Here is an 18,186-nt window from a genome sequence, read left to right on the forward strand (position 1 = left end):
ACGGCCTGATGCGCGTGTTGTTGATCGAAGACGAGCCCTCGACCGCCAAGGCGATCGACCTGATGCTGACGACCGAAGGATTCAACGTCTATACCACCGACCTGGGCGAAGAAGGCCTCGATCTCGGCAAGCTGTACGATTACGACATCATCCTGCTCGATCTCAACCTGCCCGACATGCATGGCTATGACGTGCTCAAGAAGCTTCGCGTCGCCCGCGTACAGACCCCGGTGCTGATCCTCAGCGGCGTCAACGAAATGGATTCCAAGGTGCGCAGCTTCGGCTTCGGCGCCGACGATTACGTCACCAAACCGTTCCACCGCGAAGAGCTCACCGCGCGCATCCACGCCGTCGTGCGCCGGTCCAAGGGCCACAGCCAGTCGGTCATCCGCACCGGCAAGCTGGCGGTCAATCTCGACGCCAAGACGGTCGAGGTCGATGGCAGCCGGGTGCATCTGACCGGCAAGGAATATGCGATGCTCGAGCTGCTCAGCCTGCGCAAGAGCACCACGCTGACCAAGGAAATGTTCCTCAACCACCTCTATGGCGGGATGGACGAGCCCGAGCTCAAGATCATCGACGTGTTCATCTGCAAGCTGCGCAAGAAGCTGAGCCTGGCATGCGACGGCGAGAATTACATCGAGACCGTCTGGGGCCGCGGCTATGTGCTGCGCGAGCCGGACGAAGTCGGCATGCCGATCACCGAAGCCGCCGTCGCGTAATTTGACCTGACCACTTTCGGGGGGCGAGGCCGCGGCATCGGGGGGTGCCGCGGCCTTTCGTTTTTACCTGTCATCTCCGCTTAAACACCGTCATCCTGAACTCGTTTCAGGATCCAGGCGCGGTCAGCAGACCCAAAGACGGTGTCGAGGAAGCAGTCAGCCGCGCCTCGATCCGCAGCCAAATCCATGAAAACGCTATTTCCCGATCCACCGCGGCACGGCCAACGGGGGCAACCCGTAATCCAGCGCCAGATCGCGCCATGTCGGGTTGTCAGCCTCAATCAGGTTGATCTTCCAGTCGCGATGCCAGCACTTTAACTGCTTCTCGCGCAGGACAGCCGTCTCCATCGAGCCGAAAAATTCGATCAGCACGAGACGCTTGATGCCGTAGCGCGTGGTAAAGCCCGGCACGAGTTCGTCGCGATGCTGCACCATCCGGCCCACCGGCACTGACGTTACCCCGATATATAACGAGCCACGCTTCTGGATCGCCAGAATATAGACCGCGGGGGTGCGTTCCATCTGCCGTATCCATGCCGCCGGTGACCGCGCCTGGATCCTGAAACAAGTTCAGGATGACGGCAAGAGTTGCGCTGTGTCAGCCGAAACTCACTTCCGCTCCCACACCTTCTCGCCCCCCACCCAGGTTTCCTGCACCTTGGTCGCGCGCAATTCGCTCGGGCTGGCCAGCAGCGGATCGCGATCGACGATGATGAAGTCGGCGCGCTGGCCCGGTGCCAGCCGGCCGAACTTGTCCTCGGCGAACCCGGCATAGGCGCCGCCCTGCGTGAACGCCCACCAAGCCTGCTCGCGCGTCACTGCCTCTTCCGGTCGCCAGCCGCCGAACGGCTGGCCGGCGGCGTCGGTCCGGGTGAACGCCGCGGCCCAGCCGGCGAACGGATCCGGGCGCTCGACCGGATAGTCCGATCCGAACGCCAGCTTCGCGCCGTTCTTCAGCATCGAGTTCCACGCATAGGCGCCGCTCAGGCGTGCCGGCCCGAGCCGCGCCTCGGCCATCGTGCGGTCGCTGGTCTGGTGGACCGGCTGCATCGAGGCGATCGTGCCGTATTTGCCGAACCGCGGCAGATCGACCGGGTCGACGATCTGCGCATGTTCGATGCGCCAGCGCCGATCGCCCTTATAGGTGTCGGACATCGCCTCGATCGCGTCGAGCGCCTGCAGATTGGCCTCGTCGCCGATCGCGTGCACCGCGACCTGGAACCCCTCGAGCGACGCGCGGCTCATCAGGTTGCGGATCACGTCCTCGGCCATGAAGCCAAGCCCGCGTTCCTTCGGCGCATCGCTATACGGCGCCTTGAGCCAGGCGCCGCGCGAGCCGAGCGCGCCGTCAGCGTATAGTTTCACCCCGCCGAGCCGCAGCTTGTCGCCATACAGCCACGGCGTCGGCCCGCGCCCGGCGATCTGCACCGCGGTATCGACGCTGCTGGCATAGCTCATCACGCGGACGCGCATCGCGCCGAGATCGCCCATCCGACGATAGGCCAGCCAGTCGTCGAGGCTGGTGCCCATATCGGCCGTGGCGGTGATGCCGTAGGACAACAGGATGTTCTGCGCGCGGACGAAGGCGATGTTGCGATCGCTCGGCAGGGGCTGCGGCACCGCTTTGTCGATCAGCTTCTGCGCTGCATCGACGAACACGCCGCTGGGCGCGGCGCCCGTCTTTTCGATCCGCCCGCCCGCCGGCGACACGCTCTTCGCGGTCACCCCGGCGGCCTTCATGGCGGCGCTGTTGGCCCAACCGGCATGGCCGTCGGCGCGCGACAGCCAGACCGGCAGATCGCCGACCACGGCGTCGATGTCGGCGGCAGTGGGAAAGCGGCCGAGGCCCCAGACTTCCTGGTTCCAGCCGCCGCCGAGGATCCATTTGCGGTCCGGATTGGCCTTGGCATAGGCCGCGATCTTGGCCTGTGCCTCGGCCAGGCTCTTAGTATCCGACAGGTCCAGCGCGAGGGCGCGGAAGCCCAGTTCCATGACATGGCCATGCGCATCGACGAAGCCGGGCAGCAAGGTCCGGCCCTTCATGTCCGCCCGCCAATCGAGCTTGTCGGGCCGCTTGTCGCCGCGTTGCAATAGCTTCGTCACCTTGCCGTCGGCGGACATCAGCACCCCGGTGAACTGGATCGGCTTGCCATCCTTGTCCATCGTGATGCCGTTGACGTTGTCGACCAGCGCATCGGCCAAAGCGGGTGTGGCGAGGGCCAGCAGCGACACCGTCGCCAGTACAAAACGCATCACTTCGGCAATCTCCTGACCAGCGCGCTCGTATCCTGTCGCGCGCCCCCCATCTTCTGCACTTCGGCATAGAATTGATCGACCAAGGCCGCGACCGGCAGCACCGCGCCGTTGCGCTTCGCCTCGTCCAGCGCAAGCCCCAGATCCTTGCGCATCCAATCCACCGCGAAGCCGAAATCGAACCGGTCCTCGCCCATCGATTGCCAGCGATTGACCATCTGCCAGCTCTGCGCCGCGCCGCCGGAGATCGCCTCGAATACCTTGGCCAGATCGAGTTCGCTGGCCTGGGCGAAGCGCAACGCCTCGCTCACGCCCTGCAGCACGCCGGCGATGGCGATCTGGTTGACCATCTTGGTCGTCTGCCCCGCGCCCGCCGCGCCGACATGCACGATGCGCGCGGCATAGGCGCCGAGGATCGGTTCGGCCCTGGCCATCGCTGCGGCCGACCCGCCGCACATGATCGACAGCGTGCCGTTTTCGGCACCCGCCTGCCCGCCCGAGACCGGCGCGTCGACCGACAGCGCCCGCGCCGCCGCCAGCCGCCGCGCGATTGCGGCGGATACGGTGGTGTGATCGACGAACACCGCATCGCCGCGCATCGCCGCGAACGCGCCGTCGGTGCCCAGCGTCACCTGGGCGAGATCGTCATCGTTGCCGACACAGGTAATCACCGCGTCCTTTCCGGCCGCCGCAGCGGCCGGCGTGTCGGCGACGGCAAGGCCGGTCGCCTCCGCCTTGCCGCGCGTGCGATTATAGACGGTAACGTCATGTCCCGCCGCGGCGAGATGCCGCGCCATGGGGGCGCCCATGACGCCGGTGCCGATGAATGCGATGTTTGCCATGACGCCCGCGATAGTCAGTGTTTCTTCGCCGCGCCAGATGGTCTAGGCGCGCAGGCCTATGGCAAGTCTTCCGCTCTCCTCCGCCCTGCCCGTAACAATCGACGATGTGCACGCAGCGCACGCGCGGATCCGCGACCAGATCGTGCACACGCCGACCTTCATCAGCCGCACGCTGAGCGGGCTGACCGGCGCGACCGTCTATCTCAAGTTCGAGAACCTGCAATTCACCGCGGCCTATAAGGAGCGCGGCGCGCTCAACACGCTGCTGCAACTGCCCGCCGGCACGCCCGGCGTGATTGCCGCCTCGGCCGGCAACCATGCGCAAGGCCTGGCCTATCACGCGCATCGCCTGGGCATCCCGGCGACGATCGTCATGCCGACCACTACGCCGACCGTGAAGGTCACGCAGACCGAGGGCCACCATGCCACCGTCGTGCTGCACGGCGAAACCTATGATGCGGCCTATGCCCATGCCCGCGAGCTCGAGGCGGTCAACGGCCTGACTTTCGTCCACCCGTTCGACGACGTCCGGGTCATCGCGGGCCAGGGCACCGTCGCGCTCGAAATGCTCGCCGACGTGCCGTCGATCGACACGCTGATCACGCCGATCGGCGGCGGCGGGCTGATCTCCGGCATGGCGACGGTCGCGCGCGCCGCCGGTCGCCCGATCGACGTGATCGGCGTCGAGGCGGAACTGTACCCGTCGATGTACAACCGCATCAACGGCACCGACATGCCGTGCGCCGGCGACACACTGGCCGAGGGCATCGCGGTCAAGGAACCGGGCGCGATCACCAGCGGCATGGTTGCCGCGCTGGTCGACGATATCGTGCTGGTCAGCGAACGCAGCCTCGAACAGGCGGTCAGCCTGTTGCTGCAGATCGAGAAGACCGTGGTCGAGGGCGCCGGTGCCGCCGGCCTGGCCGCCTTGCTGCAGCATCCCGAGCGCTTTAAGGGCAAGACGGTGGGCGTGATCCTCTGCGGCGGCAATATCGACACGCGCCTGCTCGCCAACGTCCTGCTGCGCGATCTGGCGCGCTCCGGCCGCCTCGCCCGGCTGCGGATCCGGCTGCAGGACCAGCCCGGCGCGCTGTTCAACGTCGCGCGCATCTTCGATCAGCAGCGCGTCAACATCATCGAAATCTATCACCAGCGGGTCTTCACCACGCTGCCGGCCAAGGGCCTGATCACCGACATCGAATGCGAGACACGCGATCGCGCGCATCTCGATCGGCTGATGGCCGCGCTCAACCAGGCGGGTTACGAGGCCAGTCCGGTGGAGCTCGCCTAGCCGCCCCCCGGCGGCGCTCACGTGCAACGCGCCAGGCGGAATCGGGCGTGCGACGAAGCGAATCGATGCACGCTTCCCGTCGCCTGCCGAGTCCGCTAGATTCAGCATGTTGGGGTAAGGCGTTCCGTACATCGACGATCCATCAGGCGCGCCATCGCGCCGCGCGCCTTGCCGCGATTTCCCAACAAATATCGATAATATCGCGTTAACCCCCAATCATGGTAAAGCCGCTTTTCATCATGAGAGAAGCGATTCATAACGGCCTCAAGCCGCATGATCTCGCGGCACCAAAAGGGGGCCACCGGCGGTGACTGCGCCATTTCGTTTTCCACGCTTTTTCGTAACCAGCCCGGCCCCCTGCCCGTATCTGCCGGGCCGGCAGGAACGGAAGGTGTTCACCGAACTGAACGGGCCGCATGCCGGCGAACTGAACGATGCGCTCGGCCGGATCGGGTTCCGGCGCAGCCAGTCGGTCGCCTATCGCCCGAGTTGTGCGGGCTGCACGGCATGCGTCTCGGTGCGCGTGATCGCCTCGGCCTTCGCGGCCAATGCCACGCAGCGCAAGCTGATCAAACGCCTGTCGACGCTGGAGGTCGCCGCCTGCCGCCCGTGGGCGACCGACGAGCAATTCCAGTTGCTGCGCCGCTATCTTGCCGCGCGGCATCCCGGCGGTGGCATGGCCGGCATGGACGAGAGCGATTATGCCGACATGGTCGAGCATTCGCCGGTCAACAGCTTCATCGTCGAATATCGCGAAGCGCCGGTCGACGGCCGACCGGGAAAATTGGTCGGCTGCTGCCTGACCGACCAGCAGGCCGATGGCCTGTCGATGATCTACAGCTTCTTCGACGCCGACGTCGCGGGCCTCGGCAACTATATCATCATGGACCATATCCTGCGCGCGCGCGCGGTCGGGCTCGCCTATGTCTATCTCGGCTATTGGGTGAAGGGTTCGGCGCGGATGGAGTACAAGACGCGCTATCAGCCGCTCGAAGTGCTCGGGCCGTCGGGCTGGACGCTGCTGCCGCCGGAAGAGATCGCCGCGGTCGCGCTCTCGCCGCAGCGCCAGGCTGCGCTGGAACGCGAACTGGCCTGAGGGAGGCGACCGGGCGTGGGTTGCCGGACCCGCGCGCGCTCAATCGGACGCCGGCGCCACCGTCACATCGACATCCATTTCCTCGTCGCCCTCGCCGAGCCGCGACCCCGCGACCGCGGCCGCGCCCGCCGCATCGAGCGCCACCGCGACGCGCACATAGGCCTCGTCCGCCGACCGGCCGGCGGACGGATCGAACGCCACCCAGCCCAGCCCCGCGACATAGGCCTCGGCCCAGCCATGCGGCGCCGGTCGATGCTCGCCGCCGAACGCGAACCGGCTATAGCCCGATACGTAGCGGGCCGGCACGCCAAGCGTGCGCGCTGCGGCAATGAATACATGCGCCATGTCGCGCGGCGTCGCCCGATCCAGCGCGAAGGCCTGCGCGGCGGTGCGCCCCGTCACCGGCCGGTCGCGATCGGCGACGAAGCGGGCGTTGAGCGCGAGATTCAGGCGGTGCAGTCGACCGACCAGATCGGTGCCGGCGGACACCGCCGACGCAGTGAAATCGGCGATCGCCGCAGTCGCCAGCGTCAGCGGCGTCGCGCGCAAAAACAAGGCCGGGGGCAGCACCTCGTGCGCGCCATGCACCACGCCATCGGCGCTGTTGGTCAGCACCTCGCCTGACACGGCGATCTCGATACTGTCGATCGGCCCCGCCACGTACAGCATCGTCACCTTGTTGCCGAACCCGTCGCGCCCCGGCCGCAGCCGCGCATCGCAATCGACGTGCAGGTGCCATGACGCCACCGTCTGGTCGTGGGTATCTTCGGGCGTCAGACGCAGCATCTGCGTGAGCCGCCCCTGCGGCACCGAGAAACGATAGATCGTGTGATGATCGATGCTGAGCCGCATCAGCCGAACTTGAACTGGCGGCCGATCGCCTCGTGGAGCAGATCGTTTTCTGACAGAAACGCCTGCAGATATTGATGCAGCCCGCTGACGATCACTTCCCCCGTGCGCGTCTTGGCCATTCGCATGTGGCGCATCCGCGCCATGCGGTCAGCCTCGCCATGCAGCCCGGTGCGCTTGGCGAGCCGGGCGAGAATGTCGACCGTCTCTTCGACCGATGCGGCGAGGCTGCGCGGCAATTCGTGCCGCGCGATCAGCAGATCGATCACGTTGGCCGGCTTCAACCCTTCAGAATAGAGCCAGCGATAGGCCGTCACGGCCGAGACGGTCTGCAGGATCGTGGTCCACTGGTCGCGATCGACCACGCCGCCGACGCGTTCCCCCTCCGGCAGCAGCAGGTGATATTTCACGTCGAGCAGCCGCGCGGTATTGTCGGCACGCTCCACCGCCTGCCCCAGGCGGATGAACTGCGTCGTCTCGTTGCGCAGCATCTTGTGGATCGCGCCCTCGAACCCGCGCGCCTCGGTCTGCACCGCTTCGACCAGATTGAGCGTCGCCACCGCGCCGCCCACGCTCGCGCGTTTGTCGAACACCAGCCAGGCGCGATTGACCGCGGTCCACGCCTCGCGCGTCAGCGCCGTGCGCACCGCGCGGGCGTTGTTGCGCGCCATATCCAGGCAGCGCACGATCGATCCCTGGTGGCTGCTGTCGATGGTCAGGAAATGCGCGACGTTCTTCTGCGACACTTCGCCCGGCGTCTGGTCGAACGCGGTGTCCGTCTCGGTCACGCGCAGCGCGCTGACCCACGCCGCCTCGCCTGCCGGGCGCGGCGACAGCACGTCGAGCCGCACCGTCGCCTCGACCAGCCGCGCGACGAAATCCGCCCGCTCGATATAGCGCCCCAGCCAGTAGAGGGACGATGCGGTGCGCGACAGCATCAGCATGCGCGCGCCCTCACTGCTGCTGCCCCTGCGTCATGCCGCCCATCGTCTGGCTCTGCGCCATCGGCGGGCGTTGCCCCTGCCCGTCCATCAATACGAAACTATCCTTCGTGCCGCCGCCCTGCGACGAATTGACCACCAGCGACCCGGGCTTGAGCGCGACGCGCGTCAGGCCGCCGGGGACGACCTGTACCCCCTTCGACCCGGTCAGAACGAACGGCCGGAAATCGACATGCCGCGGCGCGAGGCCACTGTCGGCGAGCGTCGGCACGGTCGACAGTGCGAGCGTCGGCTGCGCGATATAGCGTTCCGGTTCGGCGATCAGCGCGGCGCGGAAATCCTCGATCTCCTGTTTGGACGCGGTCGGCCCGACCAGCATGCCATAGCCGCCCGATCCGTCGACCAGCTTGACCACCACCTTGTCGAGATTATCGAGCACGTATTTCAACGCCTGCGGCTCGCGGCACCGCCAGGTCTCGACATTGGGCAGCTTGGCTTCGCCGCCGGAGTAGAATTTCACGATCTCGGGCATGTAGCTGTAGATCGCCTTGTCATCGGCGATGCCGTTGCCCGGTGCGTTGAGCAGCGCGACATTGCCCGCCGCATAGGCCGCAATCAGGCCGGGCACGCCGAGCATCGAATCCGGCCGGAACACCAAAGGATCGAGATAATCGTCGTCGATCCGACGGTAGATGACGTCGACGCGCACCATCCCGCCGATCGTGCGCATCCACACGATATCGTCATCGACCACCAGATCGGCCGCCTCGACCAGCTCGATGCCCATCGAATCCGCCAGGAAAGAATGCTCATAATAGGCCGAATTGTAATGGCCTGGCGTCAGCACGACGCAGACCGGGTTCATGGCGCCATGCGGCGCCACCGACTTCATCGTCTCGAGCAGGCGATCGGGATAGGAATCGACCGCGGCGACGCGGAATTCGCGGAACAGCTCGGGGCACAGCCGCAGCATCGCCTCGCGATTTTCCAGCATGTAGCTGACTCCCGAGGGCGTGCGTGCATTATCCTCCAGCACGAAGAAATCGTCCGGCCCGGTGCGCACCAGATCGATCCCGCAGATATGCGCCCAGATACCGTGCGGCGGGCGCATGCCGGCGATTTCGGGGCGAAACTGCGCGTTGCCGAAGATCAGATCGGGCGGCAGCACGCCCGCATCGAGGATTTTCCGGGCGCCGTAAATATCGTCGAGAAACGCGTTGATCGCCTCAACCCGCTGCACCAGCCCCTCGGACAGGCGGCGCCATTCGTCCGCCAGGAAGATGCGTGGGACGATATCGAACGGGATGATCCGCTCGCTGGCGTCGCTTTCGCCGTACACCGCGAAGGTGATGCCCAATTGCCGGAACGTCGCCTCGGCGCTTTCCTGGCGGCGGCGGAGTTCGTGCGCCGGCGTGTCCTCGATCCACTGGCCGAGCGCGGCCATTTCCGGGCGGGGCGTGGTGCTCCCCCCACATCCCATTATTTCGTCGAACGCTTGGCCATTCCCCATCGGATCGTAATGCCCCCGTATCGATTGGGTTCCATGCTGGAACGGATTGCTGCGCTGCACAAGCGGCAGCGAGCAGAAATGTGCGGGGGCACCATTTCATCCGCTACTGCATAAGCGAAGCCCTGCCCGCCCGGGCAGAGCGCGCTACCTAGGCCCCCAGGCCAGCCAGCAATCCCGGCGTAAGGAGCTGCGGCAGGACCTGCGGCTCGGCCGCGCCCGGCGGATAGTAAAGATACAGCGGCACGCCGGCGCGGTTATGCGCCTCGATGAAGCGACCCAGCACCGGATCACCATCGGTCCAGTCGCCGACCAGGACGGCCACCTTGTTCGCGGCGAAGGCATCGCGCGTTGCCGCCGTGTCGATCGCCACTGCCTCGTTGACCTTGCACGTGACGCACCAATCGGCGGTAAAATAGGCGAAGACCGGCCGCTTCTGGGCGCGCAATGCCGCCAGCCGCGTCTCGCTGAACGCTTCGTGCCCGGCGGTCTGGCCGCCCTGCGCCGCGGCGGGCGCAGGCTGCACCAGCACGGTCGAGCCGGCCGCGATCGCGATCAGCAACGCCGCGCCGGCCAGCCCGAAGCCCCGCCCGCGCCGCTGCCGCCGCCCGCACACCCACAATACGATCCCTATCAGCAGCGCGCCGCCCAGACCGAGCGTTAGCCCGTCCACGCCCGCTTGCCGGCCGAGCACCCAGGCCAGCGCCAGCGCGGTCAGCCACATCGGTACGCTCAGCACATGGCGGAACGTCTCCATCCACGCTCCCGGCTTGGGCAGCCGCCGACGGAGCGCCGGCACGAAGCCCAAGGCGAGGAACGGCAAGGCCAGCCCAAGCCCGAGCCCGGCAAAGATCGCCAGCGCGGCGGGCCAGGGCAGTAGCAGCGCCGCGCCCAGGGCCGCCCCCATGAACGGCCCGGTACACGGCGTCGCGACGAACGCCGCCAGCGCGCCGGTGGCGAAGGCGCCGCTCACCCCGCCGCTATTGCCGACGAAACGCGGTGTGGGAATTTCGAACAGTCCGGCGAAGTTGAGCGCAAGCGCGACCGTCAGCAGCAGCAGCAGCACGACGACACGCGGATCCTGCAGCTGGAACGCCCAGCCGACCGCGGCCCCGCCGGCGCGCAAGGCAAGGATCAACGCGCCCAGCGCCACGCACACCGCAATCACGCCGCCGGCATAGCCCAGCGCCTCGCGGCGCGCGGCGCGTTCGTCGAGATGTCCGCGCGCCAGGCTCAGCGCCTTGATGCTGAGGATCGGAAACACGCAGGGCATGACGTTGAGGATCAACCCGCCGAGCACCGCGCTGCCGAACGCGAGCAGCGCCGCCAGCCAGATCCCGCCAGACGCGCCGCCGGACGCCACCACGCCCGGCTGCGCGGTCACCGCCAAGGCCAGATCCGGTCCAACCCGCAGCACGCCGTCCAGTTGCTGCCCGCCCGTCTTCGCCTTGGTGGTGACCAGGACGCGATCGCCATCGCGTGCGATCGTCTGCGGCGCAGCATTGTCGATCGCGTTGGTCGCGGGGAAGAAATAGCCGTCGGCGAGCGGCGCGCCGGCCGGATAGGGCACCGCGATCGTCGCGACCCCGTCCGTCACCTGCCACGTCGCCTTGACGTCGAGCGGCTTGGGGATCGCGCGCCGCCACGCGTCGAAGCGCGCCCGGTCCTCCGGCGTCACCGCGCCATCACCGACGGCCAGATCGAGCGCCAGATCCGCCGCCTCCGGCACGCACAACGTCTTGGTGCAGACCAGATAATTCATCTTGAGCCGCACTGGCAGCCTAGTCCCGGGCGAGAGGCCGGCCGGCACGGTGAGAGTGACGAGCGGGGCATAGGGCTTCTCGAACACATAGTTCATCAGCCCGGCGATCAGCAGTGTCCCCGGCACCGGATAGGCAGGCGCGCCGGCCGTGACGCCCTTGGGCAAGGTCCAGGCCAAGGTTGCCGGAAAGCCGGCATCGCCGGGATTGGACCAATAGCCGTGCCAACCGAGCTCGGGCCGTGTGTCGAGCGCCAGCGTGACGCGCGATCCCGCCGCCGGCCGCTGGCTTTCCGCGACCAGCGCGATCGCCAGATGCTGCGTGCCGCCCAGCGGCAGGGTGTCCGCTGCGGCTGCCGGCGATAGCGGGGCGAGAATCGCCCACAGCGTCACGAACATGACCCAAAACCGGCGCATCGGCATCCTTGTCCCCATCATCGCCCTCGCGCATAGCGGGGCAGCATCCGAATTGCACTCGAAGGAAATGTTCGTGAAAGCCATCGCCGCCTTCATCGCGCTTGCGCTCACCACCACGGCGATGCCGCTTTCGGCACAGAATGCGCGCCCCCGCCTGCCCGTGCCGAGCGCCCCGAAGGGCAAGCCCAAACTGATCGTGGTCGTCTCGGTCGATCAGTTTTCCGCCGATCTGTTCGACGAATATCGCGCGACCTATAATGATGGCCTGGCCCGGCTCGCCAGGGGCGCGGTGTTCCCTTCGGGCTTCCAGAGCCATGCCGCGACCGAGACCTGCCCCGGCCATTCGACGATCACCACCGGCTATCGCCCGGCCCATACCGGCATCATCGCCAACAACTGGACCGATCAGGCGGCGCTCCGCGCCGACAAGAGCGTCTATTGCGCGGAGGACGAGACTGTCCCCGGCAGCACATCGGACAATTACACTGTTTCCGACAAGCATCTGAAGGTGCCGACACTCGGCGAGCGCATGAAGATCGCCGATCCGCGCACCCGCGTTGTCTCGGTCGCGGGCAAGGATCGCGCCGCCGTGATGATGGGCGGCCACAAGGTCGACGAGATCTGGTGGTGGGGCGGCAAGACGTTCGTCAGCTATGCCGGGCGCGCCACGCCTGCCGTCGTCACCCGCGCCAACGCCGCGATCGGCGCGCTGATCGCGCGTCCGCAGGCGGCTCTGCCGGTTCCCGCCAATTGCCTGTCCAAGGACAAGGCGATCGCGATCGGCGCGGGCAAGAGCGTGGGCACCGGCCATTTCGAGCGCGCCGCGGGCGACGCCAAGGGCTTCCGCGCCTCGCCCGCCTTCGACGCCTCGGTCTTCGCGCTCGCCGCCGGCTTGGTGCAGGACATGAAGCTGGGCCAGGGCCCGCAGACCGACATCATCACCGTCGGCGCCTCGGCGACCGATTATGTCGGCCATACCTACGGCACCGAAGGCGCCGAGATGTGCCTGCAGCAGGGCGAGCTCGACCGCAGCCTGGGCGGCTTCCTCGATGTGCTCGATGCGACCGGAGTCGACTATGAGGTCGTGCTCACCGCCGATCATGGCGGCAACGATCTGCCCGAGCGCGAGATCGGCGCGGGCATGGCCGAGGCGCAACGCGTCGACGTCGCACTGGCGCCCGCCGTGATGGGCAAGGCGATCGCCGCCAAGCTCGGCATCGCCGGCCCGACGCTGTTCGGCGACATTCCCAATGGCGACATCTGGCTTTCCACCGCGCTGACGCCGGCGCAGCGCAAGGCCGTGCTGGCCGAGGCGATCGCACGCTACAAGGCGCTGCCGCAGGTCCATAGCGTGCTGACCGCCGCGCAGATCGCGGCCACGCCGATGCCGAGCGGCCCGCCGGAAAACTGGACCGTGCCGCAAAAGGCCCGTGCCTCGTTCGATCCCACGCGCTCGGGCGATCTGCTCGTCTTCCTCAAACCGCGCGTCACGCCAATCCCCGATCCGACCAAGGGCTATGTCGCGACGCACGGCAGCCCGTGGAATTACGATCGCCGCGTGCCGATCCTGTTCTGGCGTGCCGGCATGACCGGCTTCGATCATGCCGGCGGGATCGAAACGGTCGATATCGCGCCGACGCTGGCGCATACGATCGGCCTGCCGTTGCCCGGCGTGGACGGCAAATGCCTCGATCTGACACGCGGCGGCGCAGTCTGCCGGTGACGACGGCGGCCGAACCGGCCGTCCTTGGCCTGGACGCGCTATGGGCCGAGCGCACCTTCCAGCCCGGCGCGCCGAACGTGCCGCCGGCGCAGGCGCGGCTGCTGCTCGACACGCTCGGCCTGGGCATCGAGCAGGTCGCCACCTATCTGCGTGAGCGGCCCGATTTTGCGACCTTCGCGGTCTGGGTGCTGGCCACCGCCGGCGCGCCCGATCCAGCGAAAGTGGCGCGCTATCATGCCTGGCTGGCCGGCGACCCGCCGCCCCCGGCGACGCGCGACCTGCTCGCCGATATCGCGGCGATGCCGCCGGTGCTCGATGCGGACGATCTTGCGCAATGGCACGAAGACGGCGTCGTCGTGCTGCGCGCGGCGATCACGGCGGACGAAGCGAAGGCCGCCGAACGGCTGCTGTGGCAGCGACTGGGCGCGTCGCCCGACGATCCCGCCACCTGGTACGGCCGGCCCACACAGGGCATCATGCTGCAGGTCTTCCAGCATCCCGCGCTAGAACCCGCGCGTCGCGCGCGGCGCATCCACAAGGCGTTCGCGCAGCTGTTCGGTACCGCCGATCTCTGGGCGACCACCGACCGGCTGAGCTTCAATCCGCCGGAGACGACGCGGCACCCGTTTCCCGGCCCGCACCTGCACTGGGACACCAGCATCGCGCAGCCGATCCCGCTGTCGATGGGCGGCATCCTGTATCTCACCGACACCGCCGCCGATCAGGGCGCGTTGCAGGTCGTGCGCGGGTTTCATCATCGCCTCGCGCCGTGGCTCGACGCGCTGGGCGACGCCGATCCGCGCGCGGTCGATCTGTCCGATCAGGCCACCACCGTTCCCGCCGGTGCCGGCGACCTGGTGATCTGGCGCAACGAACTGCCGCACGGCGCGAGCGCGAACCGCACGACCCGGCCGCGCCTCGCGCACTATATCACGATGTATCCGCCCGATCTGGTCGATCATCCGGTGTGGCGGTAACCGAACGGCAACGCCCTGCCGGCTATGCCCGCCGCGTGACCCCTCGTTTCATCCTGCTGACCTTCGTGTCCTGCGTCCTGCTCTTCGCCGCCATCTGGGCCGCGACGGCCCCCAAAGTGCCGGTTTCCGCGCCGGTCGCCGAAGCTGCGCCCGCCGTGCTTTACGCCGATTGCGACGCGGTCCGCGCCGCCAATGCCGCACCTTTGCGCGCAAGCCAGCCGGGCTATCGCCCGGCGCTCGATCCGAACATGAACGGCATCGCCTGCGAGCCGGTGGGCGGTGCCGCGGCGCCTGAGATGACGAGCGCGCCTGACATGACGAGCGCGCCGGCAGACAGCGCGCCGACGTTCGCTTCCTCGACCCAGCAGAGCGCGCCGCCGGCCGAGGCACCGCCGACACCGCCCGATCCCAATCCAGAAACGCCGCAGATCGAGATGTAGCGCGGGCTCAGCGCGTTTCGAACGCCCTGATCCCCGCGCCCAACCGATTCGCCCCCAGCGCCAGCCGGTCGCGGCCATAGCTCGCGACGAAGACCGGGCTGCGCGTCTCGCCCGGCGCCAGGCTGGCGCTATTGCCCTCGATCCGCAGGCCGGCGGAGGGATATTTGCGCGCTTCCGCCGCGACGACGATGAAGCCGGTCCAATTTTCCTTGTTGCGCCCCTGCACCATCGTGTTGCGCGCGATCAGCCCGGTCCCGCCCTCGGGCAGGTCGATCATGTAATTGGTCTTCTTGCCTGCGCTGTCGTCGAAGCTGTTGTCGCTGATCGACACATTGGGCGTGCGCAGCTTGACGTAATGCCCGCCCGTGCCGCGTTCGAAGCGCGAACGGGTGATCGTCACCGAACCCTGGTTGGCGAGATAGATGGCATGCGCGCAATCGACCGTCTCGTCGCATTGGCCGAGCCCGGAAAAGGTCGAGCGATCGATCACGATCTTCTGGTTGGTCGGCTCGCCGCCGAGAATGCCCTCCTGGCTGTCGAGGAACATCGAATTGCGCACCGTGAGATTGCCCATCTCGGTGCGGATCCCGGCGCCGTTGCCGTCGGGCACGCGCATCCCGCGAAAGACCAGCCCGTCGACGATCGATTCCTGCCCGCGCAGCACGAACGCCGCCTTGCCCTCGCAGGTCTCGCCCTCGAAGATCGCGGTGCCCGGCCGTACCGCCTTGAACGTGATCCGCCCGCCCGCCTGTACAGTGCATTGGCGGTAGACGCCCGGCGCGATCAGGATCGTTGCCGTCCCCATCCGCACCGCCCCGACGGCATCGTCGATCGTCGCATAGCCCTGCCCGGTCTCGGCAATGACGAACGGGGCCTGCCCCTGCTGCGCGGCGGCAGGCGCGGCCAGGGCAAGGGTCAGGGCGGCAAGATTGTGGTGGCGCATGGCGGGAAAGCTCCTTCGCCAGCAGCCTGCCCCGCCCCGCGCCGGCCGCGAAGGGGAAAAGCCGGTTAATACGCGCGCTTTCCCGCGCGAAACGTTACCGGCTCTGTCCGTCGTTTCAAAAGGATACGCCGGCGCATGCCGGAATGGGGGCGGACCGCCGGCCCACCCCCCCGCGCGCGCTTATGTCAGCGCGCGCATCAGCCCTCGGTTTCAGTTCACTTCGGCGCGCGCGCGGTCAGCCACTGTGCCGGCAGCAGCGGCTTGGGCACGATGCGGATTTCGCCGATTGCCCCCAGGAACCCGCCGCCGGGGCTGGCCATGTTCGACGCACCAGCGCCGACCACCCAGGGCAGGCCGTTATTGGGCAGCCCGACCGCGTCGGTCGCGTTGCGCAGCACCGGCGCGCCTTCGATGTACATCGTGATCATCTTGGTTGCGGGATCGTTGACGAAGGCCATGTGCATCCAGCGATCGACCAGGATCTCGCCCGACCATGCAGTCCGCGACCGTACCGGGCCGGCCGCGGTGACCGACGGCACTTCCCATTGGATCTCGCGCAGGTTGGATACCGCGAACTGGACAGGCGGCGAGTCGCCATAGCTGCCGGCCCACCCCGGAATGGCGTCGCGGCGGCCGCCACGCGTCATCACGTTCATCCAGGCATTGTTCGCCGCGGTCCAATCCTTGGAAATCTTGACGAACGCCTCGATCGTATAGCCCTGCTCGAAGGCGTCGTCGTTCATCTGCGCGGCGACGTCGGTCCAGAAATAGCTGAGCCGCGGCGCATTGGCGGTGTTGGTGAACACCACCGATCCCGGTGCCGACGACAAATAATGGTGATCGTCGCTCCATGTCACGTCCGCTGCCTGCGCAGTGTTGTTCGCCGGCACGTTGAGCGGCGCGCGCTTCAGCGGGTTGTTGTTGCCCGAGGCATCGGCGATCACCTGGCCGACCGGTACGGCCGCACCTGTGGTGCCGCCATAGAAGCGCCAGTGTGCCGTGGTACCGGCGACCTTGGCGTAATCCTCTGCGTTGGCGGCAGGCGCTGCGGCCGGTGCCGGCACGCTCGTGAAGCCGTCCGTGATCAGCTTCGTCGTCGCCGCTGTCAGCGACAGGTTGGATGCCGTCGCTGCCTTGAAGGTCGGGGCGAACCGCTTGAAGCGCTCGGCGAAGTTCATGCTCAGCGTGAACTGGTGATTGTCCTCGGTCAGCATCGCCTGATCGAACGCGTTCAGCGTGTCCTTCGGCTTCTGCGGCACCCAGGGCGAGAAGGACAAAGCGTGGATCTTGTTGTTGGTCAGATCGAATTCGTAGTAGCGCATCAGGCCGTTGCCGCCCTGATAGGCCATCTGGTAATCGACCACCATCTCGAGCACGTCGTTGCCGAAATCGTTCTTCTTGGTCAGCCGCGACGAGCCGTGGATATGGCCGTTCAACGTCATGAAGATTTGGTCGTTCGAACGGATCAGGTTTTCCCACAGCATTTTGCCGTAGTCGCCCTCTTGCGGGCTGACCGCGTCATTGGCGATCCCGAGCAGCTCGTGGCACACGAGAATGCACGGCAGCGTCGGATTGGCGTTGAGCACGTTCTGCGCCCAGATGATCCCGGCCTGCGAGGTGCGCCATGACATGGCGAGGACGAGGAACTTCTGCCCCTCTGCCTCGAACGTGTGATATTCGTGGAAGCCGCTGCGATGGCGCCCGCCAAATGTCTTCTGCTGCTGCGCACGCGTGGTCGGAAACCATTTCAGATAGGGCTCATTGGCCAGGTCGCGATCGGCGTCGGTGCCGAGATCGGGCAGTGCCGGATCATAGCCGCGATCGGCGCGCACATCGTGATTGCCGGCCAGGATCGAATAGGGCAGCTTGGCGTTTTCGAGCACCTTCATGGCGGCGTCGGCGACGACCCATTCCGGCTCCTGCCCCACCTGATCGACGACATCGCCGACATGGATCACGAACGGGATCTTCAACGCGGCAGCGTTCTTCGCCAGCCATTCGGTCTGCGCGCGGAACGGCTCGCTGCCGTACAGACGGTTGAACTGGTTGTTGCTGGCCACCGCATAGCGCGAATAGAATTGCGTATCGGGCAGCACTGCCAACCCGAAGCTCGACACTTGCGCCGAGGCGGCCGGCGTGGGGGTCGGCGTCGGCGACGGCAGCGGCTGGTTGTCGGCATCGCTGCCGCACGCGGCGAGCACCCCGGTCACGCTCAGCGCCGACAACATCGAGCCCCATTTCATGATGTTGCGGCGGCTGTGCTGCGCGGCGGTGAACTGGTCGATCGGCGATGCCATCGAATCGATTGGTTCGTGAACGTCTTCTGGTTTGTCAGTCATGGTCGCGACCCCCTTTGGTGAAGCCGCGGCCTAACCTCCGGTCATGACACCAAAAGACGATAACAGTGACACTTTCACATGGTATAT

The 18,186-nt window shown here is 67.1% G+C and carries 15 protein-coding genes; 6 read left to right on the plus strand and 9 right to left on the minus strand.

What is annotated here, in order from left to right:
* Nucleotides 1-8: 8 nt before the first annotated feature.
* The gene (ctrA, locus tag NV401_RS12595) at nucleotides 9-722 is read left to right on the plus strand and encodes a response regulator transcription factor CtrA (protein ID WP_261294784.1); all 714 of its coding nucleotides are present in this window, start codon (nucleotides 9-11) and stop codon (nucleotides 720-722) included.
* 195 nt (nucleotides 723-917) lie between these two features.
* Here ctrA and NV401_RS12600 read toward each other — a convergent pair whose 3' ends face one another.
* The 3 genes from NV401_RS12600 to NV401_RS12610 all read right to left on the minus strand — a co-directional run bounded on the left by NV401_RS12600 (nucleotide 918) and on the right by NV401_RS12610 (nucleotide 3,817).
* Nucleotides 918-1,244 carry a GIY-YIG nuclease family protein gene (locus NV401_RS12600; protein ID WP_261294785.1) on the minus strand — a complete coding sequence of 109 codons (327 nt, stop codon included), beginning with the start codon at nucleotides 1,242-1,244 and terminating at the stop codon, nucleotides 918-920.
* Nucleotides 1,245-1,331: 87 nt separating this feature from the next.
* The gene (locus NV401_RS12605) at nucleotides 1,332-2,975 is read right to left on the minus strand and encodes an amidohydrolase (RefSeq protein ID WP_261294827.1); all 1,644 of its coding nucleotides are present in this window, start codon (nucleotides 2,973-2,975) and stop codon (nucleotides 1,332-1,334) included.
* Nucleotides 2,975-3,817 carry an NAD(P)-dependent oxidoreductase gene (locus NV401_RS12610; protein WP_261294786.1) on the minus strand — a complete coding sequence of 281 codons (843 nt, stop codon included), beginning with the start codon at nucleotides 3,815-3,817 and terminating at the stop codon, nucleotides 2,975-2,977. The genes NV401_RS12605 and NV401_RS12610 overlap by 1 nt, the downstream gene beginning before the upstream one ends.
* Before the next feature lie 58 nt (nucleotides 3,818-3,875).
* Between NV401_RS12610 and NV401_RS12615 the strand changes: the two genes are divergently transcribed.
* Both NV401_RS12615 and NV401_RS12620 read left to right on the plus strand, forming a co-directional pair.
* Nucleotides 3,876-5,108 (plus strand): threonine ammonia-lyase, encoded by a 1,233-nt coding sequence (locus NV401_RS12615; RefSeq protein WP_261294787.1) that lies wholly within the window; start codon nucleotides 3,876-3,878, stop codon nucleotides 5,106-5,108.
* A gap of 307 nt (nucleotides 5,109-5,415) precedes the next feature.
* The gene (locus NV401_RS12620; RefSeq protein WP_261294788.1) at nucleotides 5,416-6,204 is read left to right on the plus strand and encodes an arginyltransferase; all 789 of its coding nucleotides are present in this window, start codon (nucleotides 5,416-5,418) and stop codon (nucleotides 6,202-6,204) included.
* Nucleotides 6,205-6,243: 39 nt separating this feature from the next.
* Here NV401_RS12620 and NV401_RS12625 read toward each other — a convergent pair whose 3' ends face one another.
* The 4 genes from NV401_RS12625 to NV401_RS12640 form a co-directional block, all read right to left on the minus strand.
* Nucleotides 6,244-7,056, minus strand: a complete 813-nt coding sequence (locus NV401_RS12625) for a transglutaminase family protein (protein ID WP_261294789.1) — start codon at nucleotides 7,054-7,056, stop codon at nucleotides 6,244-6,246.
* Nucleotides 7,056-7,991, minus strand: coding sequence for an alpha-E domain-containing protein (locus tag NV401_RS12630; protein ID WP_261294828.1), 936 nt, complete (start codon nucleotides 7,989-7,991; stop codon nucleotides 7,056-7,058). Before NV401_RS12630 ends, NV401_RS12625 begins: the two co-directional genes overlap by 1 nt.
* Nucleotides 7,992-8,007: 16 nt before the next feature.
* A complete protein-coding gene (locus NV401_RS12635; RefSeq protein ID WP_261294790.1) occupies nucleotides 8,008-9,504 on the minus strand; it encodes a circularly permuted type 2 ATP-grasp protein in 1,497 nt (498 codons plus the stop codon).
* 148 nt (nucleotides 9,505-9,652) lie between these two features.
* Nucleotides 9,653-11,677: a protein-disulfide reductase DsbD family protein gene (locus tag NV401_RS12640; protein WP_261294791.1), complete on the minus strand. Its 2,025-nt coding sequence runs from the start codon at nucleotides 11,675-11,677 to the stop codon at nucleotides 9,653-9,655.
* A gap of 67 nt (nucleotides 11,678-11,744) precedes the next feature.
* Here NV401_RS12640 and NV401_RS12645 point away from each other — a divergent pair, with 67 nt between their 5' ends.
* Genes NV401_RS12645 through NV401_RS12655 form a run of 3 tightly spaced genes read left to right on the plus strand, consistent with a single transcriptional unit; the run spans nucleotide 11,745 to nucleotide 14,817 of the window.
* Nucleotides 11,745-13,400, plus strand: a complete 1,656-nt coding sequence (locus tag NV401_RS12645) for an alkaline phosphatase family protein (RefSeq protein ID WP_261294792.1) — start codon at nucleotides 11,745-11,747, stop codon at nucleotides 13,398-13,400.
* Nucleotides 13,361-14,377: a phytanoyl-CoA dioxygenase family protein gene (locus NV401_RS12650; RefSeq protein WP_261294793.1), complete on the plus strand. Its 1,017-nt coding sequence runs from the start codon at nucleotides 13,361-13,363 to the stop codon at nucleotides 14,375-14,377. Before NV401_RS12645 ends, NV401_RS12650 begins: the two co-directional genes overlap by 40 nt.
* Before the next feature lie 35 nt (nucleotides 14,378-14,412).
* Nucleotides 14,413-14,817: an excalibur calcium-binding domain-containing protein gene (locus NV401_RS12655; protein ID WP_261294794.1), complete on the plus strand. Its 405-nt coding sequence runs from the start codon at nucleotides 14,413-14,415 to the stop codon at nucleotides 14,815-14,817.
* A 7-nt stretch (nucleotides 14,818-14,824) separates the two neighbouring features.
* On the opposite strand, the gene NV401_RS12660 is transcribed toward NV401_RS12655, so the two are convergent.
* Together NV401_RS12660 and NV401_RS12665 are read right to left on the minus strand one after the other, a co-directional pair.
* A complete protein-coding gene (locus NV401_RS12660; RefSeq protein WP_261294795.1) occupies nucleotides 14,825-15,760 on the minus strand; it encodes a right-handed parallel beta-helix repeat-containing protein in 936 nt (311 codons plus the stop codon).
* 215 nt (nucleotides 15,761-15,975) lie between these two features.
* On the minus strand, nucleotides 15,976-18,099 hold the full coding sequence (locus tag NV401_RS12665; protein WP_261294796.1) for a metallophosphoesterase: 2,124 nt from the start codon (nucleotides 18,097-18,099) through the stop codon (nucleotides 15,976-15,978).
* Between the last annotated feature and the right edge of the window lie 87 nt (nucleotides 18,100-18,186).

It is taken from the genome of Sphingomonas hylomeconis, from assembly GCF_025370105.1.
In the GTDB taxonomy this organism is placed as follows: Bacteria; Pseudomonadota; Alphaproteobacteria; order Sphingomonadales; family Sphingomonadaceae; genus Sphingomonas; species Sphingomonas hylomeconis.